Origin of the sequence: Marinarcus sediminis (SeqCode) (assembly GCF_048571275.1) — a bacterium.
Classification (GTDB): Bacteria; Campylobacterota; Campylobacteria; order Campylobacterales; family Arcobacteraceae; genus Marinarcus; species Marinarcus sediminis.
Genome location: NZ_CP182357.1, coordinates 122,889 through 149,200 on the forward strand (window position 1 = coordinate 122,889; position 26,312 = coordinate 149,200).

The 26,312-nt window shown below is 34.7% G+C and carries 23 protein-coding genes, 1 tRNA gene and 2 pseudogenes; 14 read left to right on the top strand and 12 right to left on the bottom strand.

Going from position 1 to position 26,312, the window contains the following annotated elements:
- Positions 1–148: 148 nt before the first annotated feature.
- Entirely contained in the window at positions 149–538 is a 390-nt protein-coding gene (locus tag ACNI3C_RS00605; protein WP_419770328.1) for a DoxX family protein, read from the top strand.
- Positions 539–582: 44 nt separating this feature from the next.
- Here ACNI3C_RS00605 and ACNI3C_RS00610 read toward each other — a convergent pair whose 3' ends face one another.
- On the bottom strand, positions 583–2,040 hold the full coding sequence (locus ACNI3C_RS00610) for a protein adenylyltransferase SelO (RefSeq protein ID WP_419770329.1): 1,458 nt from the start codon (positions 2,038–2,040) through the stop codon (positions 583–585).
- 128 nt (positions 2,041–2,168) lie between these two features.
- Between ACNI3C_RS00610 and ACNI3C_RS00615 the strand changes: the two genes are divergently transcribed.
- Positions 2,169–2,939 (top strand): exodeoxyribonuclease III, encoded by a 771-nt coding sequence (locus ACNI3C_RS00615; protein WP_419770330.1) that lies wholly within the window; start codon positions 2,169–2,171, stop codon positions 2,937–2,939.
- A gap of 10 nt (positions 2,940–2,949) precedes the next feature.
- On the opposite strand, the gene ACNI3C_RS00620 is transcribed toward ACNI3C_RS00615, so the two are convergent.
- A complete protein-coding gene (locus ACNI3C_RS00620) occupies positions 2,950–3,846 on the bottom strand; it encodes a metal ABC transporter solute-binding protein, Zn/Mn family (protein ID WP_419770331.1) in 897 nt (298 codons plus the stop codon).
- A gap of 105 nt (positions 3,847–3,951) precedes the next feature.
- Here ACNI3C_RS00620 and ACNI3C_RS00625 point away from each other — a divergent pair, with 105 nt between their 5' ends.
- The 5 genes from ACNI3C_RS00625 (at position 3,952) to ACNI3C_RS00645 (ending at position 7,900) form a co-directional block, all read left to right on the top strand.
- The gene (locus ACNI3C_RS00625; protein WP_419770332.1) at positions 3,952–4,317 is read left to right on the top strand and encodes a Fur family transcriptional regulator; all 366 of its coding nucleotides are present in this window, start codon (positions 3,952–3,954) and stop codon (positions 4,315–4,317) included.
- A 55-nt stretch (positions 4,318–4,372) separates the two neighbouring features.
- Positions 4,373–4,843 (top strand): copper chaperone PCu(A)C, encoded by a 471-nt coding sequence (locus ACNI3C_RS00630; protein ID WP_419770333.1) that lies wholly within the window; start codon positions 4,373–4,375, stop codon positions 4,841–4,843.
- Complete coding sequence (locus ACNI3C_RS00635; RefSeq protein WP_419770334.1) at positions 4,843–5,304, top strand: hypothetical protein; 462 nt, start codon at positions 4,843–4,845, stop codon at positions 5,302–5,304. Before ACNI3C_RS00630 ends, ACNI3C_RS00635 begins: the two co-directional genes overlap by 1 nt.
- On the top strand, positions 5,304–5,873 hold the full coding sequence (locus ACNI3C_RS00640; protein ID WP_419770335.1) for an SCO family protein: 570 nt from the start codon (positions 5,304–5,306) through the stop codon (positions 5,871–5,873). Before ACNI3C_RS00635 ends, ACNI3C_RS00640 begins: the two co-directional genes overlap by 1 nt.
- 170 nt (positions 5,874–6,043) lie before the next feature.
- Complete coding sequence (locus ACNI3C_RS00645) at positions 6,044–7,900, top strand: HD domain-containing phosphohydrolase (RefSeq protein ID WP_419770336.1); 1,857 nt, start codon at positions 6,044–6,046, stop codon at positions 7,898–7,900.
- Positions 7,901–7,916: 16 nt separating this feature from the next.
- Here ACNI3C_RS00645 and ACNI3C_RS00650 read toward each other — a convergent pair whose 3' ends face one another.
- The 7 genes from ACNI3C_RS00650 to ACNI3C_RS00680 form a co-directional block, all read right to left on the bottom strand.
- Positions 7,917–8,621: an SDR family NAD(P)-dependent oxidoreductase gene (locus ACNI3C_RS00650; protein ID WP_419770337.1), complete on the bottom strand. Its 705-nt coding sequence runs from the start codon at positions 8,619–8,621 to the stop codon at positions 7,917–7,919.
- Positions 8,622–8,695: 74 nt separating this feature from the next.
- Positions 8,696–9,820 (bottom strand): cytochrome-c peroxidase, encoded by a 1,125-nt coding sequence (locus ACNI3C_RS00655; protein ID WP_419770338.1) that lies wholly within the window; start codon positions 9,818–9,820, stop codon positions 8,696–8,698.
- Positions 9,753–10,718 (bottom strand): sterol desaturase family protein, encoded by a 966-nt coding sequence (locus tag ACNI3C_RS00660; protein ID WP_419770339.1) that lies wholly within the window; start codon positions 10,716–10,718, stop codon positions 9,753–9,755. Before ACNI3C_RS00660 ends, ACNI3C_RS00655 begins: the two co-directional genes overlap by 68 nt.
- Positions 10,719–10,720: 2 nt before the next feature.
- Positions 10,721–11,692 carry an imelysin family protein gene (locus ACNI3C_RS00665; RefSeq protein WP_419770340.1) on the bottom strand — a complete coding sequence of 324 codons (972 nt, stop codon included), beginning with the start codon at positions 11,690–11,692 and terminating at the stop codon, positions 10,721–10,723.
- Complete coding sequence (locus tag ACNI3C_RS00670) at positions 11,689–13,023, bottom strand: di-heme oxidoreductase family protein (protein WP_419770341.1); 1,335 nt, start codon at positions 13,021–13,023, stop codon at positions 11,689–11,691. Before ACNI3C_RS00670 ends, ACNI3C_RS00665 begins: the two co-directional genes overlap by 4 nt.
- Positions 13,024–13,032: 9 nt before the next feature.
- Entirely contained in the window at positions 13,033–14,370 is a 1,338-nt protein-coding gene (locus ACNI3C_RS00675; protein WP_419770342.1) for an imelysin family protein, read from the bottom strand.
- Positions 14,371–14,493: 123 nt separating this feature from the next.
- Positions 14,494–16,002: a hypothetical protein gene (locus tag ACNI3C_RS00680; RefSeq protein WP_419770343.1), complete on the bottom strand. Its 1,509-nt coding sequence runs from the start codon at positions 16,000–16,002 to the stop codon at positions 14,494–14,496.
- A 239-nt stretch (positions 16,003–16,241) separates the two neighbouring features.
- On the opposite strand from ACNI3C_RS00680, the gene ACNI3C_RS00685 reads away from it, so the two are divergent.
- The 5 genes and pseudogenes from ACNI3C_RS00685 to ACNI3C_RS00700 form a co-directional block, all read left to right on the top strand.
- Positions 16,242–16,556, top strand: coding sequence for a F0F1 ATP synthase subunit C (locus tag ACNI3C_RS00685; protein ID WP_419770344.1), 315 nt, complete (start codon positions 16,242–16,244; stop codon positions 16,554–16,556).
- Positions 16,557–16,688: 132 nt separating this feature from the next.
- A tRNA-Leu gene (locus tag ACNI3C_RS00690) sits at positions 16,689–16,772 on the top strand.
- An 885-nt stretch (positions 16,773–17,657) separates the two neighbouring features.
- Positions 17,658–18,117, top strand: a pseudogene (locus tag ACNI3C_RS12870) (methyl-accepting chemotaxis protein); the annotation flags it as partial.
- A gap of 14 nt (positions 18,118–18,131) precedes the next feature.
- On the top strand, positions 18,132–18,584 hold the full coding sequence (locus tag ACNI3C_RS12875; protein ID WP_490722734.1) for a CZB domain-containing protein: 453 nt from the start codon (positions 18,132–18,134) through the stop codon (positions 18,582–18,584).
- A gap of 1,451 nt (positions 18,585–20,035) precedes the next feature.
- Positions 20,036–20,734 (top strand): annotated as a pseudogene (locus ACNI3C_RS00700) (methyl-accepting chemotaxis protein); the annotation flags it as partial.
- A gap of 50 nt (positions 20,735–20,784) precedes the next feature.
- Here the strand turns inward: ACNI3C_RS00700 and ACNI3C_RS00705 are convergent.
- Positions 20,785–22,260: a BCCT family transporter gene (locus ACNI3C_RS00705; RefSeq protein WP_419770345.1), complete on the bottom strand. Its 1,476-nt coding sequence runs from the start codon at positions 22,258–22,260 to the stop codon at positions 20,785–20,787.
- A 285-nt stretch (positions 22,261–22,545) separates the two neighbouring features.
- On the opposite strand from ACNI3C_RS00705, the gene ACNI3C_RS00710 reads away from it, so the two are divergent.
- A complete protein-coding gene (locus ACNI3C_RS00710; RefSeq protein ID WP_419770346.1) occupies positions 22,546–22,944 on the top strand; it encodes a DUF2721 domain-containing protein in 399 nt (132 codons plus the stop codon).
- 3 nt (positions 22,945–22,947) lie between these two features.
- Here ACNI3C_RS00710 and ACNI3C_RS00715 read toward each other — a convergent pair whose 3' ends face one another.
- Complete coding sequence (locus ACNI3C_RS00715) at positions 22,948–24,222, bottom strand: DNA polymerase Y family protein (RefSeq protein WP_419770347.1); 1,275 nt, start codon at positions 24,220–24,222, stop codon at positions 22,948–22,950.
- 40 nt (positions 24,223–24,262) lie between these two features.
- On the opposite strand from ACNI3C_RS00715, the gene ACNI3C_RS00720 reads away from it, so the two are divergent.
- Entirely contained in the window at positions 24,263–24,487 is a 225-nt protein-coding gene (locus tag ACNI3C_RS00720) for a hypothetical protein (protein WP_419770348.1), read from the top strand.
- Between the two features lie 103 nt (positions 24,488–24,590).
- On the opposite strand, the gene ACNI3C_RS00725 is transcribed toward ACNI3C_RS00720, so the two are convergent.
- A complete protein-coding gene (locus ACNI3C_RS00725; protein WP_419770349.1) occupies positions 24,591–26,282 on the bottom strand; it encodes an L-lactate permease in 1,692 nt (563 codons plus the stop codon).
- Between the last annotated feature and the right edge of the window lie 30 nt (positions 26,283–26,312).

Here is a 26,312-nt window from a genome sequence, read left to right on the forward strand (position 1 = left end):
CTGACCATCGGTCAAAAAAAAGAATTTTAATCAGAATTGACTTAAACATTGATAAAATTGACCGTAAGTCAATAAAAAAAGAGAATCTTTCTTTTTATTAATTAAAATGATGATAATATTTTCAATTATATTTACGATAGGGGGATATATGACTACAAGTTCAGATATAGGGAAACTTCTTTTAAGGCTATTAATTGGTGCATTGATGCTCTTTCATGGCGTTGCAAAACTCAATCATGGAATTGCATTTATTACAAGTAAAATTACAGAACAGGGTTTACCTGAAATACTGAGCTATGGCGTATATGTCGGTGAAGTGGTTGCACCTATCCTTTTGATTATTGGCTTAAAAACACGATTTTCAGCTTTTCTTATTGCATGCACTATGTTTGTTGCTGTGTATTTGGTGCATTGGAATGATTTATGGAGCATCAGCAATACAGGTGGATTGGTCACCGAATTACAACTGCTTTATTTGGGTGGTTCCATTGTTATCATGTTTTTAGGTGCAGGGAAATTCTCTTTCGATAAAAATTGATTTTTTATAAAAAGGTTTATATTCTGCCTATAAACCTTTTGCATTTAAGAAGAGCAACTCAATTTTAAATTGGCAAACTGCAGGGGTGTGGGTTTGGTATATTTTTCAAAACTTTTGTGTTCATCAAAAGGGTGTTGCGCAATATGCAATAAATCATTGACTAACGTAAAATCGCCTTGCGTTGCATGCTCTATGGCTTCTTGAAGCATATAGTTTTTAATGATATATTTTGGATTGACACGTTTCATGACCTCATGTCGCTCTTCGTCACTTCTCTTTTCATCTTCGATGGCTTTTTTGTACTCTTCAAACCACTCTTGCAAAATATCTCGATAGACAGCCAAATTTAAAATGGGTGAAATATCATCCAATGATTTCAGTTGGGTTAACTCATAAAAGAAAACATTGTAATCCATTTTTGAAGCTTCTAATGCGCCTAAAAGTTGTTTGATTAACGGGGAGTAACTGTTAGGACTGTGCTCTACTTGAAGCCCAAGTCTTTGAGTCATGATATCCCAAAAGGCTTTTTTATATTGAAACATAAAGGTGTTCAAATAATCGGTTAAATTGCCAAATCGGCAAATTTTTCCTAAACTGTTTGCCAACACTTCTAAGTTCCATCGTGCCACATAAGGCTGATTTGAAAAAGAGTAACGCCCTTCTACATCGGTGTGATTACAGATACAATCTGCTTGGAAATAATCCATAAAAGCAAAAGGGCCGTAATCAATTGTTACACCAGCTACACTCATATTATCGGTGTTCATTACCCCATGCATAAAACCATACGCCTGCCATTGTGCCATGAGAAGTGCCGTTTTATCGCATAATTCAAAAAACATTTTTTCATATTTATCTTTCTCATTTTTTAAGTGAGGATACGATTGTTCTATTACATAATCGGCCAGTTGAGTTAAATTTTCTTTGGCATCACTGCTTCTGGCAAAAAATTCAAAGGTTCCAATGCGTATCCACGAAGGAGACATTCGCATCACCACGGCACCCGTTTCTACCTCTTCGTAACTTCGATAAACGCCATGAGAAGAACCAATCAATCCCAAAGCTCTGGTTGTAGCTATGCCCAAACCAAACATCGCTTCTGACATAATGTACTCTCGAATACTTGAACGCAATACCGCACGCCCATCGCCTTGTCTTGAGTAACGCGTCAGCCCTGAACCTTTGGTTTGCAGATGCCAACCATTTATTTCACCCAAGTTAATTGCACGGCCATCGCCTAATTGTGGCACAAAATAACCAAACTGATGCCCCGCATATGCCATCGCATAAGGCACACTTCCTTTTAAAACAATTTCACCATTGATAAACTGTACAAACTCCTCTTTTTGTGCTTCTTCATAATCAAGACCAATTAAATCAAAGGCTTGTTTGTTGTACGAAATGAGATGTGGATGATTGAGTGGCGTTGCTTTTAATTGTTGATAAAATTTCTCTTTAAATTCAAAATAATCGATGTTTAATTCTAATTCATTTAATTTCATAATAATTTCTTCACTTTTTGACAAATTATACACATTGGTATTTAACAATGTGTTATTTGCTTTATCTAATCTCTTTAGTTAAGATAAAATTTTATAAGATATAATACAAAAAAATGTAAGGTTTAATCATGAATTTAAAACTCGTATCGTGGAATGTCAATGGCATTCGAGCAGTGGATAAAAAAGAGGCTCTGAAATGGGTCGATGAACACGACATCGATATTCTTGCCCTTCAAGAAATCAAAGCCGAAGAGGCACAAATTCCCAAAACCATTTTTAATAAAACGTATGCCCATGTGCAAGTGAACTCTTCAAGCCGAAAAGGGCAATCAGGCACGGCACTTTTTACCGATATTACACCCAACTTTACAAGTAAAACCTTAGAAGTGGATATTTTAAAAGAGGGACGCATCAATGAGTTTCATTTTGACAATATCGCTTTTTTTAATGTCTATTTCCCCAATGGTCAAAGCCGCGAAGAGCGATTGGTGTACAAACTTGAGTTTTATGAGCGTTTTTTAGCGCACATCAATACGTTAAAAGAGCAAGGCAAATCCATCATTGTGTGTGGTGATGTGAACACAGCTCATAAAGCAATAGATTTGGCTCGACCCAAAGCCAATGAAGAGACCTCAGGGTTTTTACCCATTGAGAGAGCGTGGATGGACAAACTTGTAGAAAATGAGTACATTGATACTTTCCGACATATTAATGGCGATGAACCACACAACTACAGTTGGTGGAGTTACCGTGCCAATGCCAGAGAAAATAATGTGGGATGGAGAATTGATTATTTTTTTGTCAGTTCGGATTTAAAAGATAAGATTAAAAATGCCTATATTTTGCCAGAAATTTCAGGCAGTGACCACTGCCCTATTGTTCTAGAGTTGGAGATTTAACTCTCCGACTCTAATTGTTTTGTTGAATGTATTTGGCCACTTCTAACATCATTTCATCCCACTTGATACTCAATTGATCAACAGAGATGACTTCTGCATTGATGCTTTTGGCAATGACATGTGCCGATTTTTGAGAAAAGGCAGGCGATACAAAAACAATTTTGATATTTTCTTCTTTGGCTTCTTTGATTAAATTTAACAATTCGCTGGGTTTTGGCTCTTTACCTTCAACTTCAACGGCAACTTGTTCTAAGTCATATCGTTTAGCAAAATAGCCCCAAGAAGGGTGAAAAACCATAAAAGTTCGGTTATCCAATTTTTCTAAAATGGTTTGAATTTTTACATTTAAAGCATCCAACTCATTTAAAAATTGTTCTAAATTTTTTTGATAAAAAGCTTGATTTTTTGCATCCAATTTCACCAAAGCTTCATAAATATTTTGTGCTTGTACTTTAACTAAAAGAGGATCTAACCAAATGTGTGGATCTAAACCTTCATGTTCATGTTCATCATGAGCATCGTGGGCATCATGGTCATGTTCGTCTCCATCATGGGCATCATGCGTTTCACCATGAGAGTGTGCAGCAATAGGTTGTTTGATAATATTTTTAGACGTATCAACAATCCATAAATTCTTATTGGCACTTTTAAATCGGTCTAACCAAACGTGTTCAAACGGAACTCCAATTGAAAAGTAAACATCACTTTTTGCCAAAAGTTTCAGCTGTGAAGTTTTGGGTTCATATGTTGCAGGTGAAAACCCTGGTTGTACCATGACATTTACATTGACTTTATCGCCACCAATTTTTTCCACAAAATATTTTTGTGGAACAATACTTGTTGTAATTTCTAATTGATTTGCCATTAAAGCAAGCCCTAAAAAAAGCATTAAAATAACTGTTTTCATTTCAACTCCTTGCAACTTAGTTGCATAAATTTTTTGAAATCTTATACTATTCAAGCTTTAACGCAACTTAGTTGCAATTAATACTTTTTTTGTTATACTTTTCCCATGAGTAACATAGAAAAATTAATCAACAATACCAATATCAAACTGACCACTGCCAGAGTTGCTATTTTAGAGCTTTTTACCAATGCATCAAAACCCTTAAGTTATGAAGACATTAAAAGCAAACTCGCTATGGATAAAGCGACCTTTTATCGAAATATTACAAAGTTTGAAGAGGAAAATTTGGTCACCTCTTTTGAATCCAATGATAAAAAAAGATATTTTGAAATCCAAAAAAATCCCCATGCCCATTTTATTTGCTCAGCTTGTTCAAAAATTGAGTGTCTCAAACAACAATCCATTCATTTAGAGGGGTATAAAATTGAAAACATTATCATCAAAGGCCTTTGCCCAGATTGTAATATTTAACACTCAATTAACACTTGCGCGCTAGAATTAACCAATTTTTTTTTAAGGAAAACACATGAAAAAAACACTCTTATCGTTATTATTACTGGGAGCCTCTTTATTTGCTTCATCTATTGAGGTAAAAGATGGTTATGCACGTGCAACACCACCCAATTTGCCAAACTCTGCTGCTTTTATGAGTATTACCAATAATTCGGACAAAGATGTTGCACTCGTTTGGGCAAAATCAAATGTTTCAAATGTCGCTGAACTTCACACACACGATATGAAAGATGGTGTTATGAAGATGTATCAAGTTCCAAAAATTGATATTAAAGCCAACTCTACTACCACACTTCAACCAGGTGGTTTTCACATCATGCTCATTGACTTGATTAAAAAACCTTTAACATCAGACCAAACCGTAACGTTAACATTAGGGTTTTCAAACAAGGAAGAGATGACCCTTACCATCCCTGTTAAAACGGTAATGAATGGTATGAATATGAATAAAATGAATATGAACCATGGAAATATGAAGAACTGATGAAAATTTTATTTCAAGTTTGTATTGTTGTTGCAATTGTTGCAGGCTATTTTCTTATTGATTTCAACTCTTTATACAACTCATTTAGAGGTGAAGGAGAATTTACGTTGCAAAACAAAGAGTGTTCATTAAAAGAGTCTCCTTGTTCTGTACAGCTTCCCGATGGTACACAATTTGAACTTGAAATATTCCCCAAAGATATTCCATTGATGAAACCTTTAACGTTTAAATTAAAAAGCTCAAACAAAGAGCTGACAGATTTAAAACTCAGAATTTATGCCACCAATATGATGATGGGTACTTTTGAACTTACTTTTATCAATAATGGAAATGGTGAGTATAGTACCAATGGAGTTTTACCTACATGTCCTGTAGGTGGAATGAAATGGAATGCTGATGTAGAGCTCTCTAAATTCAATAAAATTGTTGGTGCACGATACCAATTTGAAACGGATTTTTAATGAAAAAACTTTTAACTTACTTGATTCCTATTTTTATTGCCATTGCTATCATTCTTATGATTAAACCCATCTTGAATCAAAGCAAACAAAAAAAACAGTACGATTTTCATGTTTCAACGTTAAACGGTGAACTCAATAAAAGTGACTTAAAAGGTAAAGTCTTAGCTGTCTATTTTGGATACACTTTTTGTCCGGATGTCTGCCCTACTTCTTTAAGTACTCTGGCTCAAGCACTCAATGGATTTTCTCAAGATCAAATTAAAGAGTTCAGAGGTCTGTTTATCAGTGTCGATCCCGATCGTGATACACTTGAAAACTTACAATCCTATGCCAAATATTTCCATAAAAACTTTATTGGGGCAACCAGTACCAAAGAGAATATTGACGATATTACCAAACGGTATGGAACTTTTTATGAAAAGATATATCTGAAAGATTCGAAAATGGATTACTCTGTTTCTCACACGTCATACATCTATATCTTTGACAGAGATGGAAACTTTGTTCAAAAAGTTGATCACTTTTCTGACCCAAACAGCATAAAGAAAGTATTGCAACAACTGCTTTAATTATTATTTTTCAATTTAAAAAATTATTTATTTAAATCACTTTCATATAATATGAAAATAAGTGCAATCATTCTTTAAATTATTTTTTCTACAACTCAGCTTTTTTGTGTTAATATATCAAGCTAAAGAAATAATATGATAACTCAATATTATATTTTGAAAGGTTTTTGGTGTACAGTAATACAACTATAAAAGATAAACTACTCTCACTGACAGTCGTTATACTAACAATCTATATTATTTTTCACATTATCTTAGTTATCTTTGCCAATGATGTTAAACAAAAATGGAATATATATGATCAAAATATCAAAAGTAAAGTTTTAATTATTTCTAAAATAAAATCCCAAATTGGGTATGGGGGAATGGTACATGATTATAAAAATTATTTATTAACAAAAGACCCCATATATTTAGAAAAATTTCAAAAGAACTATTTTGAATTTCAACATCTGAAAAAAGAGTATCTTCAATTACCTTACACCAGTGAAGAGCTTCAATATTTGGAAGTCATTGAAAATTCAATGAATTACTATAAAGAAAAACTCAGTGAAAAACTCAGTGAAAAACTCAATATAACACATAAAGTGCATGATGATTTAAAAGCACTTCATGCCATTGATGCCTTAGAAAACCTATTTGAAAAAGCTGCTCAGCGCATATCGCAAAGGTTAGATACAACCATTCAATACATTTATTATCTCTCTATTGTTGTTGTGCTCTCGCTTATTCTTTGTTCTTTCTATTTAAAACAATTTTTCCATAATACCATTATCCTGCCACTTCATGAAATTGAAGAGGGTCTTTTTTCCTTCTTTAAATTTTTGTCCAATCGAAAATACAGTATTGAACCCATTAATATTCAAAGCAATGATGAGTTTGGTCAAATGGCAAAATCGATCAATGAGAACATCCAAACTGCCTCAATACTGCACGATAAAATCAGCACACAGAATATTGAATTTGAAAAGATGATAGAAGCGTACAGTAAAAATGTTATTGCTTCAAGAACAGATTTAAAAGGAATTATTACCTATACCAGTGATGCCTTTGTTGAAATATCGGGATACACAAAAGAGGAACTTTTAGGTCAACCTCACAATATCGTACGACATCCCAATATGCCAAAAGAGTCTTTTAAAGATATGTGGGAAACCATTCAAGCAGGACATGTTTGGAAAGGTGAGGTACAAAACAGAAAGAAAAATGGCGATTTTTATTATGTAGCAGCAACCATTACGCCTATTTTTGATGAAGATAATGACATCATAGGATACAGTGCAATCAGACAAGACATTACTCATGAAAAAGAGATTTTTAAGCTCAATAAAGAGTTAGATACCTATAAAAAACATTTAGAAACCCGAGTCAGTAATGCCACTAAGCAGATTGAAGAGTTGATGAATGAAATTGAAGATACCCAAAAAGAGGTTATCTTTACCATGGGTGCCATTGGGGAGAGACGAAGTGAAGAGACAGGCAATCATGTTAAAAGAGTTGCTGAATACACCAAACTTCTTGCATTGTATTATGGTATGGATGAAAAAGAGGCAGAAATGTTACGACAAGCCTCTCCTATGCATGATATTGGGAAAGTTGGGATTGCCGATTCTATTTTAAATAAACCGGGTTTATATACCCCAGAAGAACACAAACTCATGCAAGAGCACACAACGCTTGGATACAATATGCTTAAATCTTCAAAAAGAGAGTTGCTTAAAACCGCTGCCATTATTGCAATTGAGCACCACGAAAGATGGGATGGTAAAGGCTATCCCAATGGGTTAAAAGGTGAAGAGATTCACATTTATGGAAGAATCACCGCACTTGCTGATGTTTTTGATGCATTAGGAAGCATGAGAGTATATAAAGAACCATGGAGTGATGAAGATATATTTAAACTCTTTAAAGAAGAGAAAGGGAAACAGTTTGAAGCAAAACTCGTTGACATATTCTTTGAACATGTCGACGAATTTATAGCCATTCGAGAGCACTTTTGCGACAGTAAATCAGATATCAGCAACTAAAAATCGCTGAGGGCTTTTATCTTGGATAAGAGCCATTATTAATGTCAATGCAAGTGCCATTGATATAGTCAGGACAACCCACTGCGAGCCAAACAATGGTTCGTGCCACTTCTGTTGGTTGGGCAAATCTTCCTGTAATAACAGTTTTTTTAAACTCTTCAATTCGCTCTTTAGAATTTGAATTTTGCATAGCCGTTTCAACAGGACTTGGTGCAATACAATTGACAACAATCCCCTCTTTTCCTAAAAGTTTAGCATAGATTTTTGTGGCATTAATTAAACCTGCTTTTGCAATACCATACCAAACATCAGGGTGTCCAATTTGCCCTGCAATTGATGCCACATTGACAACTCTTCCAGATTTATTTTTTATCATCGATTTTGAGAATGCATTCATCAACTCAACAGGAGCATACAGATTTACATTCATCATCTTTTCTCGATCTTGTGCAGTATAGTTATCATACGTAATGTGTGGCTGCATAAAACCAGCATTGTTAATTAAGACATCAATATCACCTACGGCCTCAACAATGAATTGAATATTATCTAAATTGGCCAAATCGGCCTCAATTTCTGTCACATGAGGTAAACCACCCAGTTCAAAATTCTCGAAATCTCTGGCAACAACAAAAACTTCATATTCCATTATTAAAAAAATCTTTGCAACTTCCAGCCCGATACCTTTGTTTCCACCTGTTATTAATACTTTTTTTGACATATTAACTCCTAAATTTTGTGTGAACTTAATTATATCTTATAAATTACGTTCACACAATGTTAAAAGTTATTTTTTTACTCTTTTATTAAGTGTTCATATCGTTTATCCGTAAGCAGTTTTAAAAATGCCACCAATGCATCAATTTTTCTCTCACTTTGTTTTTGGGCTTTTAAATCTTCTGTTGCAATGGTCTCTTTAACTTCTGGTTCCTCCCAAGGTTGATTTGTTTCTGGGTTAAGAGTACGTTCTTGGTTATTATATTTGTCATAAAATTCAACGACTGTACGCAAATCTTTGAAAACGCCATTGTGCATATACGGTGCTGTGACGGCTACATTTCTCAGTGTAGGTACTTTATATTTTCCCTTCTCTTCTGGATTGTTTACTAAAGGATTTTCCAACAAACCACTGTCAACTTCACTGTTTCCATTTTTGGCTCTTAACCTTTTATTGGAAGGTGTTCCAATATTTCTGTACTCATAATTGGTAAACGTTTCACCCTCTTTATCTTCTCCTTTAAACACATGACACGAAGCACACGAATTGTTATTATTTGAGAAAAAGAGTGATCGCCCCAAATCTTCTAAGACCGTTAAATCGTACTCACCTTTTAAATATCGGTCATATTTGGAGTCAAAAGGGGCAAAAAAATCTGTTTTTTCAAAACTCTCTATTGCTTTGGTCATAGCTTCATAAGCCAAATTGACATCTTTAAAAATGTCATCTCCAAAAAGTGTTTTAAACGTTTGAACATAATAGGCATTTTCCAATAAACGATTTACCACCTCTTGTTTATTGCTCATGCCCATTTCAATGGGATTTAACGGTGGTCCACCGGCTTGTCCTGCGAGTGTAGCTTCTCTTCCATCCCAAAACTGCCCACCAACATACGCTTTCTTTTTTTTATCATAATGAAATTCTGGACTGAACATAGCGTATGATGCCGTTGGAGCTTCTCTGTTTCCCAACGATTTTCCATCATCTCCCAATGAAGCTTGTGAACCAACTCCATTATCTCTGTTGTCTACAAAACCCGCTTCTGGATTATGACAGGTGGCACAACTTTGTGTTCTGTTTTTAGATAAATTTTTATCAAAAAAAAGTACCTTGCCTAAATTTTCACTTGCACGTTTATCGTCTGCATAAACCGAACTTAACAGAAGACAAAAAAGCAGTGCTGTATATCTTAATTTTTTCAATTATTCCCCTTTTATTTATAATATTATTCAATGGCGTGAACAGAAGTTGTAACACCGTTGTATACGCTTTCATCTGCTCTTTATTTAAACCAAATTTCATGACTTCAACTTCATGTGATTTTTTTAAACTCTTAAACCAATAATCCCAAATGGCCAAATAGCCCCCATAATTTTTGTCAAAATATTTTGTACTGTGATGAATTTGGTGCATATACGGAGAGACTAAAATGGTTTCTAAAAAAGTAAAATATTTCAGTTTCACATGGGTATGTCTTAAATTTGAACCCAATAAATTAAAAGCAAACACCACCACATTTACTCCTAATATGGTATAAAAATCCAAAACAGCGCCAAAACAGTAAAAAAAGATGCCAGTTATTACCCCAACAGTAATTGAATAACGAAATCCAAACAGCAAATTCTCTATGGGATGAACCCGATAAAATGTAAACGGAGTCAATACCTTGGCACTGTGATGCACTTTATGAAACTCCCACAAAATAGGAATACTATGTAACAACCGATGCACCCAATACCGTGTAAAATCACTGAAAATAAAAATAGATAAGGTATATAACGTCACAACCAAACCATACGACAGATCAAAAGAGGCATAACCAAAAATTGCCATTAACTCTTTATAAACAAAAAAAGTGATCTCTTTTGCCCCCACAACCAGGGGTAAAATAAGCAACGCTTTAATATAGATATTCACTACAAAATAGACATAATCCAGTTTTGCACTCTCATGCAACCACAATTTTGAACTCAACAAAACTCGTTTTTGCTTTCTATTATTGTATAAATAGACGATTGTTATGAGCATTGAACTTAATAAGTAAAGATAAAACACTCTTTTATTTGAGTCTATAAAATAATCAAAAGCAATCCAATCCATTCTTAATCTCCATCTGCATCTAAAATTTTAGAGGTGATTTTCAAATTTTGAATCAACGACATAAAGTAGTTGTTGTACAAAGCATTGGCAGCTTCGTAAAAATCTTTTGCCTCTTTTGATGTTAAATCATCGTTTTGAATCAAAGAGAGTTTTTTAAGGGCATCGTTTAAAATATTTCGTGTGGTTTGCACCTCATTGTCTGTGAGAATTTTTTCATACATATCTCCAAAATCGTAATAACCTTTGGCATCTAAAACCTCTTGATGGGCCAACAAAATAGCTCTTATGGCATTGACACTGTTGTGGCTTAACCCATACTCTGCTCTTTGCAGATTGGCTTGATTTTTATATTTCAGTGATACCCCAGCAACATCAGCAACTCGCCACTCTTTGAGTTTATATGAGCTCTCAACTAAGGCATTCATAATGACCCCATTTGAGAAAGTTTCATCTTCTAAAAGTTGTTTTGATTGTTGAGTATACACGGCCAAAATATCTTCAAGTTGTACTTTAATGTTTTCAACGATGGCTTGTGCAATCTTTGTGTCTCTTGGTGAAATGGTTTTTTCTGAAAAAAGAATATACTCCAACGCATTGATGGTTTTAAAAGAGTTTTTAAACAACGCAATACTCACGTCATCTTTGGAGTCTCTTACGCGTTGCATCTGCTCATTCAAATCCTCTTTTAAGTTATGAAAAACATCAATGTATCTGGGAATATCAATGGCATCATGTTCCAACTCACCTGCTACATAAACGGTTTCGACTTTTTTCCAACTGAAAACCAACGCATTAAAACCCTCTTTGATTGCACTGTTTGAACTTTTTTTGTGCAGCAAATCCAAGAGTGAATTGCTGCTTTGAATTGCTGCTTTTGTATCTTTTATTAAAACTTCATTTATTATATTTTCTCTGGCATTATCAGCAAGCAGTGTTGAGATAAACACAGCCATTATAAACCATATTTTTTTCATAATTCTCCTAAGAATTCAATCAACGATTCTCTTTGTTTTTTCGTTAAGTGCATAAAACTGTTTTTGGCATTCAATGCTTCACCACCATGCCATAAAATGGCCTCTTCTAAACTTCTTGCACGTCCATCATGCAAATAATCAACCGCTTTTCCAATGGCTTTTTCTAAACTGTTAATTCCCCACAATGGGGCAGTTCTCCACTCAGATTTTTGCGCATCAAATTCGACCCTTCCATCGCTTAAGGCGTCACCCATATCGTGCAGTAAAAAATCGCTGTAGATATAAACACGCTCTTTGTTGTTTGTTTTAAACGAAGGAATATGACAAGACGCACACCCTAAAGCATCAAAAAGTGCTTTCCCTTCTTGATTTTTTGATTCAACTACAGGAATTTTCAATGTTTTCAAATAAAAATCAATCGCATCCAATCGATTATTTGGAACATCAATCGCATCATACGCTTTAGGCGCATTCAAACACGCTTTTTGAGTTTTGGTGCAATTGTCTTTCAAATGAAATTTGGTGGTCAAACTCATGTCGTTGTGAAAGGCATTGGCAATTTGATTTTTCACCGTTGGTACACTGGCTTTATAGGTATATTTTCCCACGGCAAAACCTTTTTTTTCAAAAGAGTAGACTCGATTTGCTTTCCCAGAAATGCCATCGTGGTTTTTATCCTCCACATCTTCATTGGCCAAAATTGCTTCATCAGAAATTTGATCAACCCAACCAAGCCCAATAAGTGCAGGTGCTTTTCGCACACTGATCGAAGTATTCGCATTGAGTTTTCCATAGTTTAACTCAATCAATTCATACGTTGGTACACGCAAATAGACCACACTTCCATCGGGATATTGAATGGGTTTTTCTTCATAAGTGATTTTTAGTTTTCCTTCATAAGGAACATCTTTGACCCCATTAATAGAGAGTTGCCCACCATACACTTCATCGGGGACAAAACCTTGTTGTTGCATATATTGTTGATGTTGCAATGAATCATTGGCATCTATGGATAATCGTGCCACCATACTTCTGCTGATTAAACCATCCTTGGTGTAGACACTTCCTTGTGCATTATTGGGATGGCAACTGATACAGGAGTTGGCATTAAACAAAGGACCCAAGCCATCTCTTGCTGTTGTTGCACTGGGGGCTTCCACCCAAGGGATTCTGAAAAAACTTTTTCCCAACATGTGCCTATCAATTTCATCCGAAGTTAGGTTTGAGTACGATTGTGTAAAACCATTTTTAGAAGCAGTGACACTTTCAACGGCAAATACTCCTGTTGCCATTAAAGCAACAAGAGTAAAGGTTTTTATTACTGTATTCATATCAAAAACTTAGAGTTTTGTCTCTTCAGAATCAGTGACATCATCCACACTTAGATCAACTCCATTGGCACGAGCAATCGTAACCATTTCATCTCCCAATTTTCTCATTTGATTTTTGAGTTTTACAATCACTTTTGACTGTGGATCAGTTGAAATAATTTGTCTGTCAAAATGTCTTGAAGTTTTTGCCACTTCATTTACAGAAGCAATTTTCTCTTCAATTGAATGCATTAAGTCCAAAATTCTTTGTTTATCTTCGATAGCCAGTGCATCAATCGGTGCTGGACCATATTTTTTACCTTCATACTCTCCTAAAAGCGCATTTTTAAACCCTTGATAATTCACAGCAATATCTCTGTGCGTATTATCAGAAAAGCAAGAGTGTTCATCTTCTTCACTTGGTGTTAACACGGCAACAGCAATTCGTTCGTTGGCCAATTCTGATTTAATAAAAACACCCATTCCTGCAAAGATTTGTCTTAAAGCCGTTTTTCTGTCAATATTTTTATCGCTGTTATTTTTGTCCAATTTGTCCAATAATGCTGCTTTATATAACCCTTTTGTCCCATCAACATTATTCTCCCATGCAGAAGCAACCAGCGTTAAATCATCAACCAATTTATCTGCAACTGCTTTTAAATAAGCCGCTCTTCGTGAAGCATATTTGTCGGTTGTATAATCGCTTAACGGTCTTTGACCCGCAACCATATCACCATGAGTTACCGCATCTTTTATAAAGTTTGAGTAATCTTGATCTTGCCCCCAAAGTAAAAATTCAATGGCATGATACCCTGTACTGACATTGGCTTCCCCACCATTTTCATTTAAATCACTTAAGGCATCTTTTGTAATGGTAGTAACATCTACTATTTTACTCTCTTCTCCACCTGGATTAAATTTTCCAATGGTGTCAATGATGTTTCCAGAGGTCTTTTTCCCATTGGCATCAATGGTATAATCAATCATGTTTTCATCTAAAGGCCAAGCATTTACTTGCCCCTCTTTTGCACCATACGCTTCTTCTATCCATCCTTCTTCTGCATCAATTGGACCATTTGAAAGTCTGAATATTTCGGTTTGACCATACGATTCTCTGGCATTTATCCACGCATCTTTTGCGCCAACAAGCGTTGTTTGCGTTGGATTGTTTGTAAAGGCATAAATTGCTGTTTGCAACAATTTTGCATCGTTAAGTGCATCGTTGTAATTTTTTGTTGCAATATTTGCATACGTGCTTACAATATCTGTACTTTCAGTTGGTTCTTTCAGATTACTTTGAGTACACCCAGACAAAACTAAGGCCGCAGCCACACTTATTCCAGAAATAAGTAACTTCAAATTTTTCATATCTTTCCTTAATTATGATTGTTATTATCATTTAGATATGAAATTAAAACATTACTTTCCTTTATTTTAACTTAATATTGATAATAGTTATTAAAATTAGTAAGTAATGTCTGTTTGTTTCGTTTAAAAAAGCTTTTTGAGTTGATTCACAAGTCCGTCTAAGTCATCCGTGTTAAGTTTCTCTTTGAGTTTCTTTTTTAATTTATCTTTGGCTTTTTGTTTGAGTAAATCATTGGCATCAATGCTGATATCTGGTGCATTCATTTCACCTTTGATTTTAGCATCCACTTTAGCCCCTTTGATATTGAGTTTTACAAGCGCATTAACGGTTTTACTCTCTAAATCAAGTCTGCTTTGAGGTACATCAATTTGAGTGCTGTTACTTTTCATGCTCACAACCGATTGTATAATTTTTTTCTCTATATCACTGGTGATATCTACACTTTTATAGATCTCTTTGGTCAAATCAAATTTGGCTAAGGTGTTAATCAAAAATGAAAATTTATTTTTTACAAACTGACCATTAAGAAGTTTGGCTGTTGCTTTCCCACTTTGTGTCAACAAATTATATGTGACTGTTGCACTGGCTTTTGAATCAAAAACACTTGGGTAAGTCAGCATTTTAGTCATTTCTAAAACATCAATACTGTTTACATTGGCACTGAAATCATCATTAAACAGTTTAAAATCTATCACACCATTTAACGTTTGAGAATTTCCTAAAACGGTTAAATCTTTGTTCTTCGTCACAACACCATCGACTTCCAATTTTCCCAACATCTTCATCTCTGTTAAGTCATACAAATTATTTAAATCTTCAATAACCACTTTATAATCAGAGTTCAAGGAGTTATCGTTAAGATTTAAACTGGCATTTTGAATAAAAACATTGGCAAAAGAGGTGAACAAATCAATTTTGTTTTCAATCAATCTTGGTTTTAAAGTGGTATCAATTTTTGAACTAAACTGTTTTGTTGAGCGCAATTTTAAGTTAAAAGCGTCATTGAGAACTTTACTGTTTAAGGTTCCATTCTTAATATCTGTTTTAATTCTACCGGCTAAATGGTCAATATTGGCATTGGTAATATTCCCCTCAAGGTCAATTTGGCCTGTTGCATATTTGGGTTGATTGAGTGTATATAAAAGTTGTTCAATTTGAATGTTTTGCCCTGCAAAATCAATATTGGTGGGTTCAAAGTTTTTAAGCACCACATCATATTTGATGCTGCTTCCAAAATCATCTGCAACACCTTTAATTAAAAGTAAATCTTTGTTTCCGCCAATGTTCCCAGAGGTTTTAAAAGGTCCATTGAGTTTTTGAGCAGTGAACTTTTCAAGTTTCGATAAATCTTTAATGTCCACATTAAAATCAACATTAAATTTCAACTTAAACGGTGAAATATCCCCTCTAATCGATAAAAGAGAAGTGGAATCAATCGTTGCAGCAACATCGAGTTTATCCGTAGTAAGAACAAATGTATCAAATTTAAAATCTATTGTCCCTGTTTTATTGACGCTGTTTTCAATCACAGAAGAGAGACGTTCATTCCCAAATTTTGTAAATAAAAATATATAAACAGTTAAAAAAATCAATATAATAACACCACTGAGTATAACAAACATCTTTTTCATAACGACTCCTTGAATAAAAAATGATTATACAAGAATATACTCAAACACTCTCTTAATGAAGCGTTCGATTGTTGTTACTTTTTGAAATAAAATCAAAAAAAATCTTTTAATTATTCAAAAAAGAGTCATCTAAACTCTCTTTAAAAGTTCTTTATGTATAATGCCAACGAACAAAGTGTTAAGTAGGGATACGCAAGCCGAACAGACTTTGTAGAAATAAAAAATATAAGGAATCTGGAATGAAAAAAATCGTTCTTTTAATGCTGGCTCTTGCTGGTGTAGTATTTGCTGCTGACGAAGCAGTTGTTAATGAAACTTTAAAAGCATACTCTGTAGTTGCTGCTGGAATTGGATTAGGTCTTGCTGCACTTGGTGGTGCTATTGGTATGGGTAATACTGCTGCTGCAACTATTGCTGGTACTGCTAGAAACCCAGGTTTAGGTGGAAAATTAATGACAACAATGTTCATTGCTTTAGCGATGATCGAAGCACAAGTTATTTATGCACTTGTTGTTGCTATGATTGCATTATATGCAAATCCATTTTTAGGGTAATCTTTAAATCTACAGATTTAATAACACTCAAAAGGGTCAAGAGTTTTTCTCTTGACCCTTTTTTTATCTAAAAACAGCTGTTTAAAACTATTTTAAATATATTTTAGATACTATTCAAATCTCAATTACAATGCGACTGTGGTGGAACGGTAGACACGCGGGCTTGAGGGGCTCGTGCTTAACGGTGTGAGGGTTCAAATCCCTCCAGTCGCACCACTTTTAAACAATTTTTTCCTACAACTCTTCTTGATAACGGATTCATACTTTTAATTTACCATAAAATAGCAATAACTCTATTGTCATATTAAGGTAATAAATTTATCTCTTTATTATTTTAACCCATTATAATCATGCAAGAATATTAGGTAGGAGATTTATATGAAAAATGGTGTTTGGGTATTGGTTATCATTGCCTCTTTAGGAGTATTGATTGGGTTTTCTTTAACTCAAAATATTTTACTCATAATGACAGCAGTTGTTATTGTTATTGCATTGATTTTAATTGCTTTGGGCTTGGTTAAAAAGATAACTGCCTTGGAGAACTTAAATGCGACATTAAATCTGCATGAAGATGAGAATCATCACAAAGAAGATGAAGATCATGTTATTATAAATGAAATTGTTGATGTATTAGAAAAATTAAAAATTGGACTTTTGGGGTTTACGGTGACACAAAAATCAAAAAATGAGAATACTGCAAAAATCTCAAACTTACTGAATGAAAGTATGCATAAATTCAATAAAGATCTGGACTACTCACTTGAAATACTTACCGAGTATGGAAACTCAAATTTCTCTTTTGAGGTCAGTACTAAAGGCTTAAGTGGTAAAACAGGTTCACTTATATTGGGTATTCGTACCTTAGGAAGCAGCATTTCTGAACTCATTGCTCTCATTACTATTACGGCCAATACACTCAATAAAAATATTGTGCTCTTAAGAAAATCATCCGATGATTTATCGGTTTCATCCAATGAACAAGCGGCTTCTTTAGAAGAGACGGCAGCGGCATTAGAAGAGATTACCAGTACCATTATTAATACCACCAGCCATACTCAAAAGATGTCAGAATTGGCAAAAGATGTCAATGTCTCTGTTTCCAATGGACAAAAACTTGCCAATGAAACCGTAGCTTCAATGGAAGATATCAATAAAGAAGTTATATCCATTAATGAAGCCATTACCGTCATTGATCAAATTGCATTTCAAACAAATATTTTATCTCTTAATGCCGCTGTTGAAGCAGCAACCGCTGGAGAAGCAGGAAAAGGGTTTGCCGTTGTTGCAGCAGAGGTGAGAAATTTGGCAACAAGAAGTGCCGATGCCGCTAAAGAGATTAAAAATCTTGTCGAATCAGCCACACACAAAGCCAACCATGGGAAAAAAATTGCTTCGGATATGATTGTGGGTTATCAAAAACTCAACAACGATATTTCCAATACCATTGAATTAATTGCCAATATTTCAGAAGCGAGCAAAGAGCAACAAGCGGGTATTGAACAAATCAATACCGCTGTCACCCAATTGGATGAAGATACTCAAAAAAATGCGGCTTCGGCAACGAGTATTGACAATATGGCCAAAGAGATTGAGACACTTTCTGCTCACCTCATTGAGATATCAAATCATGCCAAATATGATCCAAAAGCCAATGAGCAAGTGTGTGATTTACATTTAACCTCGCTCTTAAACAGTCTTAAACTGGATCATATCAACTTTAAAAACGATAACTGTGTTAAATTGGGTTCAAAAGCACAATGGAGAGTTACAACTGAACATGAGTGTAAATTAGGTCAATGGATGGATAAAGCCGAACAAAACAAAAAAATATTCACCACCACACCCAATTGGGAAAAACTCAAAAGCGTTCATGCGCAAGTGCATCAAGGCGTTCAAAATCTTATCAATGAAAATGCAAATAAAAGCTCAAATATTGCCTTAAAAGAGATCTCTCACTCTTTAGATGAATCCATTTCAGAAGTTTTCTGGACAATTCAACAAGTCAAACGAGACAACTGTAAAAAGTAGAGTACTTCAAGTACTCTGCTTTTAGATTTAACTTCACACTCCTCTTTTCAAACTCCCTTTAAATGTGTCAAAAAAAATATAAACAAACTATTAGAATGAGTAGGCTAAACTATCGAATAAATTTTTAAGGAAATATGATGCTACTTACGGTTAAACAAAAAATCTTTTTATCGCTTCTATTTATTGCTTTTTTTGCCAGTATTTTTTTTGGTTTTTTTCTCTATTTTAGTCAAAAACAGACTTTTTTTGATTCCATTGAACATCGATTGAACAGTGGAATTAATGGGCTTGATTTATATTTAGGTAATGAGTTTATTGATACATATACTTCCCAAACTCCAATGGAAGCAGCTGACTTTGAAATACACTTAAAAAAACTCAGTCAATATGCTAAAAACATTGGCTTAGAATATGTCTATTTAATGGTAAAAAAAGACGATAAGATATATACCGTAATATCAAGTGCAACCGATGAAGAACTTGCCAACAAAGATTATGATGAATTTATGACAGAATATGATGCCAGTGAAGAGATTGTAAATGGTTTTAAACCCAATCATCAATTTACTGAAGAAAACACAGATAAATATGGCCATTTTTACTCGCTTTTGTCTTCTAGAACCTCTAAAAATGGAGAAATCTATCTGCTTGGTGCTGATATAGATGTGAGTTTTATTGCTTCTGCGCTGAATGCCTTAATCATTAAAGTAGTCTCCATTACCCTCCTAATTTTTATGATGGCTGTACTCTTTTCTTATTTTGTCAGCAACAGCATTGGAAAAAAAATCAACACCACTCAAAAAGGAATTTTGAGCTTTTTTGATTTCCTCTCACAAAAAACAACTAAAGCCGAACATCTTGAAGTTAAACAACTCGATGAATTTGGAATTATGGCTAAAATCATCAATGAAAATATTGATAAAATCAAGTTAGGTTTGATTGCAGACAGCAATACGGTATCACAATTTGTGCATATTTCCAATGAAATAAAACAAGGAAAACTCCGTGGTAAAATTGATGCAAATCCCAATAACCCTCAACTTTTAGAGTTAAGAAATGTTTTTAATGATATGTTAAAAGGACTCAATGCCAATATCAGTTTAATCTTAAGTACCCTTAACAGTTATGCTAAATATGATTTTACCAAAACAACCAATGGCGACAATTTAGAGGGTGAATTGGCGATTTTAGTTCAAAATGTCAATATTTTGGGAAAAGAAATTACTAATATGTTGGTCGAAAATATGAAGAATGGTCTGACTCTTGAAGAGAGTTCAAGTGTGTTGCTTAAAAATGTCAATATTTTAAATGCCTCTTCAACCAAAGCAGCTGTAAGTTTAGAAGAAACCGCCTCTGCTTTAGAAGAAGTTACAAGCAATATTCGCTCAACTACTCAAAGCATTGCTAAAATGTCAAATTTAGCAAAGGATGTAACTCTTTCTGCTCAAACAGGGGAGAAACTTGCCCATCAAACAACCGAAGCAATGGAAGATATTGACAATCAAGTAAAAGCCATCAATGAAGCCATTTCGGTTATTGATCAAATCGCTTTTCAAACAAATATTTTATCTCTTAATGCAGCAGTGGAAGCAGCAACAGCAGGAGAAGCAGGAAAAGGGTTTGCCGTTGTTGCAGCAGAAGTAAGAAATCTTGCAACGCGTTCAGCCCAAGCCGCACAAGAGATTAAAAAACTTGTAGAAAACGCAAAAGATAAAGCCAATCAAGGAAAAGATATTGCCACAATTATGATTAAAGGGTATGGGGATTTAAATGAAAATATCAGTCAAACCATCAATCTCATATCCAACGTTGAAAATGCAAGTAAAGAGCAATTATCAGGTATTGAACAAATCAATGATGCCGTCAGTTCGCTTGACAGACAAACCCAAGAAAATGCTAACATAGCAACACAAACGCATAAAATATCTGAATTGACCGATCAAATAGCAAAAATAATTGTTGCGGATACCAATAAAAAAGAGTTTATTGGTAAACAAGAAATTAAAAGCACAAGCAGTACAAAAAGTCAAACTAAAGAGAAACCCACCCAACCCAAAATGAGTAAAAGTGAAGCCGTAAAACCAAAAACAAACACGACAACAACTGCTTCAAAAAAGAATTCACACGATGAAGAGTGGGATAGCTTTTAAGTGCCCTACTCTTTATTTTATGAAAAATCTTTATCCGTAGTCAAAAAATACTAAACTTTAGATTCAGATTTTAAGCCTTTATATAAACTCAAACACATAAAGAGTAAGACTATGGTAAAAGGAAGTCCTGTGGTAATGGCGCCTGCTTGAAGAGCAGAAAGAGCATCTTTGCCACCAACAAAAAGAAGTGAACCTGCAATTAACCCTTCCATCGTCGCCCAAAAAACTCTTTGTGGTATGGGAGCATCCAATTTTCCTCCTGCGGTAATAGAATCAATCACCAATGAACCCGAATCTGAACTCGTGACAAAGAAAATAAGCACCAAAATAATACCTAAAACAGAAAGCGTTGAAGACCAAGCTAAGTTATTAAACATTTGAAACATTGCTAAGGAGACAGTAGAAATTCCATCACTCAATTCTCCAATATGATTTTGAACTTGTTTTAACGCTGTACCACCAAAGGCACTCATCCAAATCATGGTAATAAATGTGGGAATGACCAAAATAGCAATCATAAACTCACGAACCGTTCTTCCTTTGGAAACACGGGCAATAAACATTCCTACAAATGGCGACCATGAAATCCACCATGCCCAATAAAAAACCGTCCAACCATGCATCCAAGCTTCGTCATCACGATTCACAAAATTACTCAATGGAATAATATTTTTTGCATAACTGACAAACGTATCAAAAAACATTGAAAAAATGTGGGTTGAAGCACCTACTATGATAATAAACAACAAAACAATCACTGCCACAATCATATTAAGATTGCTCAATAATTTAACCCCGCCATGAATACCACGAACGACTGAAATGGTTGCAATGGCAGTAATAAAAATAATGATGCCTATTTGTATGTTAATGTCCTTGCCAATTCCAAAAACATAGTCTAAGCCACTTGCCGCTTGTTGAGCACCTAAGCCCAAAGAGGTAGCCAAACCAAAAATCGTAGCTAACACGGCCAATAAATCGATTAAATGCCCCGGCCATCCCCAAATTTTCTCTTTTAACAGAGGATAAAAAGCAGAACGAATAGTCAATGGCAGTTTTTTATTGTAAGAAAAAAATGCCAAGGAGAGTGCCACAACACCATAAATTGCCCAAGGGTGAACGCCCCAATGATACATCGTTGCCCCCATTGCTAAGGAGGCTGCTTCTGGGGTAAAAGGCTCTACGCCCAAAGGGGTTTTATACCAAGCGGTATAATAGGCAATGGGTTCTGCCACACTCCAAAACATAAGCCCTATTCCCATGCCTGCTGCAAAAAGCATAGAAAACCATGAAACTCTTGAAAACTCAGGTTTTGCTTCATTGCCACCCAAACGTATTTTACCCAATGGCAGAAAAATCAATAAGAAACAAAAAATTACAAAAAAATTTGATGCCCCCATAAATAACCAATCAAAATGGTTTATTGTCCACCATTTTGCTCCATCTAAAAACTCTTTTGAAATATGGGGGAACATGATGGTAACAATCACAAACAGTACAATTAAAATGGCACTTAAAAAAAACACTGGATTATGAATATCCATACCTAAAATTTCGACATTATCTTGACCTACTTCATAGTCGGTTTTATATGCTGACTTATTGATACTATCTCCTTTGAAGTTAATATTCCTCTATTTTATCAGAATTGTGTTTTTATTTTAGTTATATTATGATATTAATTTACAATAATTATGTTAATTAATTACCTACTGTATGTAAATTATTAATTCAATTCTTGTATTTTTTTATATTTACGGTTTCTTTCTTAAGATTTTGTTACAATAAGAGAAAAATATTAAAGGGTTTTTATGGAAATTGAAATCTCAACACCCGCACTGCTCTTTCCTGCAATTTCACTGCTTCTTTTGGCATATACTAACCGTTTTTTAACAACGGGACAACTCATTCGTTCTATCAGTACCCAAGCAAAAGAGCACCCAACAGCAAGTCTTAAAGGACAAATTGCCAATCTTAAAAAAAGGCTGGAATTGACCAAATGGATGCAATTTTTTGGCGTAGTTTCAATGCTTTTATGCACCATTTCGATGTTCAGTCTCTTTTTAGGTTTTTATATCATCGGAAAAAAGATATTTGGCTTAAGTTTGATTACCATGTGTATCTCTTTATGTATTTCATTGTGGGAAGTCTATATCTCTTCGAATGCACTCAATTTGGAGTTAGAAGATTTAAGTGAAAAATGCAAATAGTTTTTAGAGTTCATTGGCATTTTTTATAATATCAATGCCAAACTTACTGCGCAAATGTTGAATACTTTGATTGAGCGTTTTTTGTTTTAAATCATTTTCATACTCAAAAATATCATAACTCTTTGGATTAAATTCATTAAAATTGGATACCACAATATTGATTTGTATGACACGATGCGTTTTATGAATATCAATTGTTTCAAAGAGTTTCAGCATTTGTGTCTTAAAATAGTTCTCACCAAACAGTCGGTTGGTATGCAGATAGTTTTTCGATTTTGATCTGTACTCATACCGTATTTTCATATAAAAAGTTTGAGGATTGACCTCTTGTTTTTGCACTAAAAAACTCAAATAACGACACAATATTACAATACGTCGCCGCAGCTCTTCTCTTTCTTGTATGGGATCAAAGGTGCGCCCTATTCCTATAGATTTACGTAAAGCATACTCATCGCAATAGTACGATATTTTTTCATTGTCTGTTCCACAAATACGATTGTAAAGTTGTATCCCTGGTTTTTTCCAAGAGTACATCAACTCTTTTTTGGCTTTGATTTCTCCCAATTTAAATATGCCATAACCATGCAATTTTGCAGCATACCCTTTGCCCACTCCAGGAAAAACTTCAATGGGAATATCTTTAATAAAAGCGGCTTCTTCCTCTTTTTTAACCACCTTAACCCCAAAAGGTTTGGCATACTCCGTTACGAGTTTTGCAATCCATTTTGAGTGTGCCACCCCAATAGATATGGGCAAATCCAACTTCTCTTGAATCTCTTTTTTCAAACTCAATGCAAATTCATACATATCATTATCATCAACCCAGCCTGTGACATCACCAAAAAATTCATCAATACTGAACTGCTCCACATAAGGCATTTTATTGGACAACAAAACAGCGAGTTTATGAGAAAGTTCATGGTAAAGTGGATAATGAGGTTTTATCATTTTAAGTCGTGGACAAAATTGCAACGCTTCACTCACACTCATGGCCGTTTTCACACCAAAGGCTCTGGCTTCATATGACGATGTAGTAATAATGCCCCGTATACGTCCATCTTTATCTTTAAAATACTCTTCATTGCTCTCATCACTGTTACTGATGATTGAACTGACAAAGGCACCACTGTTCGCACTGATAAATCGTTGCGCTTTTTTTCGGTCAAATATATTTAAATTGCTTCGCCCACCAACAGCTACGGGAATGCCCATGAGGGTTTTATCTAAAGTACGATGTGCGGAGACAAAAAAACAGTCTAAATCTAAATGTAATATCATAAAAGAAGTATAGCTAAAAATATTGCAAATTGAAATTAAATTGCATATAGTAATATTGACTTCTGCATACAAAGAGAGTATATTTTCATTTTTAAAAGGACTTAACATCGAAAATTGTAGAAATTGTAAGCGTGAAATTGAAGCAAACGTAAAAAAATGCCCCTACTGTGGCATTTTAAATCCTACCATCAAAATCAAAGATGTCTGGATTGGCATTGCCGTAGTTCTTGGTTTTATGTCATTTTATATGCTCTTTTTTAAATAATCATTGCATATTTTCTTATAAGAATTCAAAAAAAATTTCTCTTCCCCTTGTTGGGCTTGAATTCAGTGTCATTAAAAAGGAGAAAAATCTCTCCTTTTTACGTTTATTTTACTAAAGGGTCTGTTATTCCCAAAAAGTACATGGCAATTAAACCAATCATTCCCGTAACCAAACAATAATACAGCGTAGGAATAATCGTTTTTCTGATGGTTTCACCCTCTTGATCAAGTAATCCAACCGTAGCCGATGCTGCAACAACATTGTGAATGGCTATCATGTTCCCAGCAGCAGCACCTACAGCTTGAAGAGATACCATAAGGGCTGTTGAAAGTCCAAGAGCATTGGCAACACCAAATTGAAATTGACTTAACATCATGTTTGAAACCGTATTACTTCCTGCAATAAAGGCACCTAAAGCCCCAACCATAGGAGAAAAGAGGGGAAAAATATCCCCAACAGAATGTGCCACAAAATTTGCCATGGCTACTGGCATAGAATCAAAACCAGCAGTGTTTACACCAGAGTTAATAAGGATTCTGACCAATGGAATTGTAAATACGAGTACAAATCCTGCACCTAACATCACTTTTGAAGACTCCGAAAACGATTCTTTCATCTCTTTAACTTCCATTTTATGTAAGAAAAAAGTGATTAATACAACAGATATTAATATTCCACCCGGTAAATATAAAGGGGTAATAGAGTAGTTTAATCCCTCACCCAAAATATCTTTGAAAGGGATTACCCAAGCTTTAGCTAACGCTTTTGCTTCATCTGATACTCTTGTGATGACTAAGATAACAGCAACAAGTATATAAGGTATCCACGCTTTTGTCAACGACATATCAACTTTAGTATTCATGGCATCCATATTCATTTCAAGTTTAGATACCCAACTGATTGGCCATTTTTCTTTTGGAGCAAAATCCCAACTGTCTTTAGGAATTAAAAAACCTTTTTTAGCAGCAAAGATTACAATAGGAAGACCCACTAAAGAACCAATAATAGAAGGAAACTCCGCTCCTAAAAATATACCCGTAAGGGCATAAGGAATGGTAAAAGCTAATCCACCAAAAATAGCAAAGGGTAAGATAGATAAACCTTCCGTCCATGATCTGTTTTGACCAAAAAACCGTGTCATCATCAAAGTCATAAACAGAGGAATAAATGTTCCTGTAATGGCATGAATGATGGCAACTTCACTTGTAATGAGTTGTAAATATGCATCCCAGTTTGAACCAACAGCGTGTAAAGTGTTGCTGATACTTTGAGAATCTAAACCTTTATCAACCCCAATTAAAATAGGCGTTCCCACTGCACCAAAAGAGACAGGGGTACTTTGAATCATCATACCTATCATAACAGCAGCCATAGCGGGAAAACCAATTGCAACTAAAAGTGGGGCTGCAATGGCAGCCGTTGTTCCAAACCCAGAGGCACCTTCTATAAATGAACCAAATAACCAAGCAATGATAATTACTTGAACTCTTCTGTCTGGGCTTACATTATTAAACCCCTCTCTGATGGCCTTTATGGCACCTGAGTGTTTCAGTGTATTGAGCAATAAAATGGCACCAAATATTATCCATAAAACCGCTATGGTAATCAAAAAACCTTGAACAGATGAGGCAACTATTCTATTAAAACTCACTTGCCATACATAAAAAGCTACCAGTGCCGTTACTACAAAAACAACGGGCATCGCTTTTTTAGCGGGTAACCTAAATCCAACCAATAATATTGCTGCAACCAATATAGGAAGTGCAGCAAAAAGGGCCTGTGTACTTATCTCCATAAATTCTCCTTCTTTTTTCAGACCAAATCA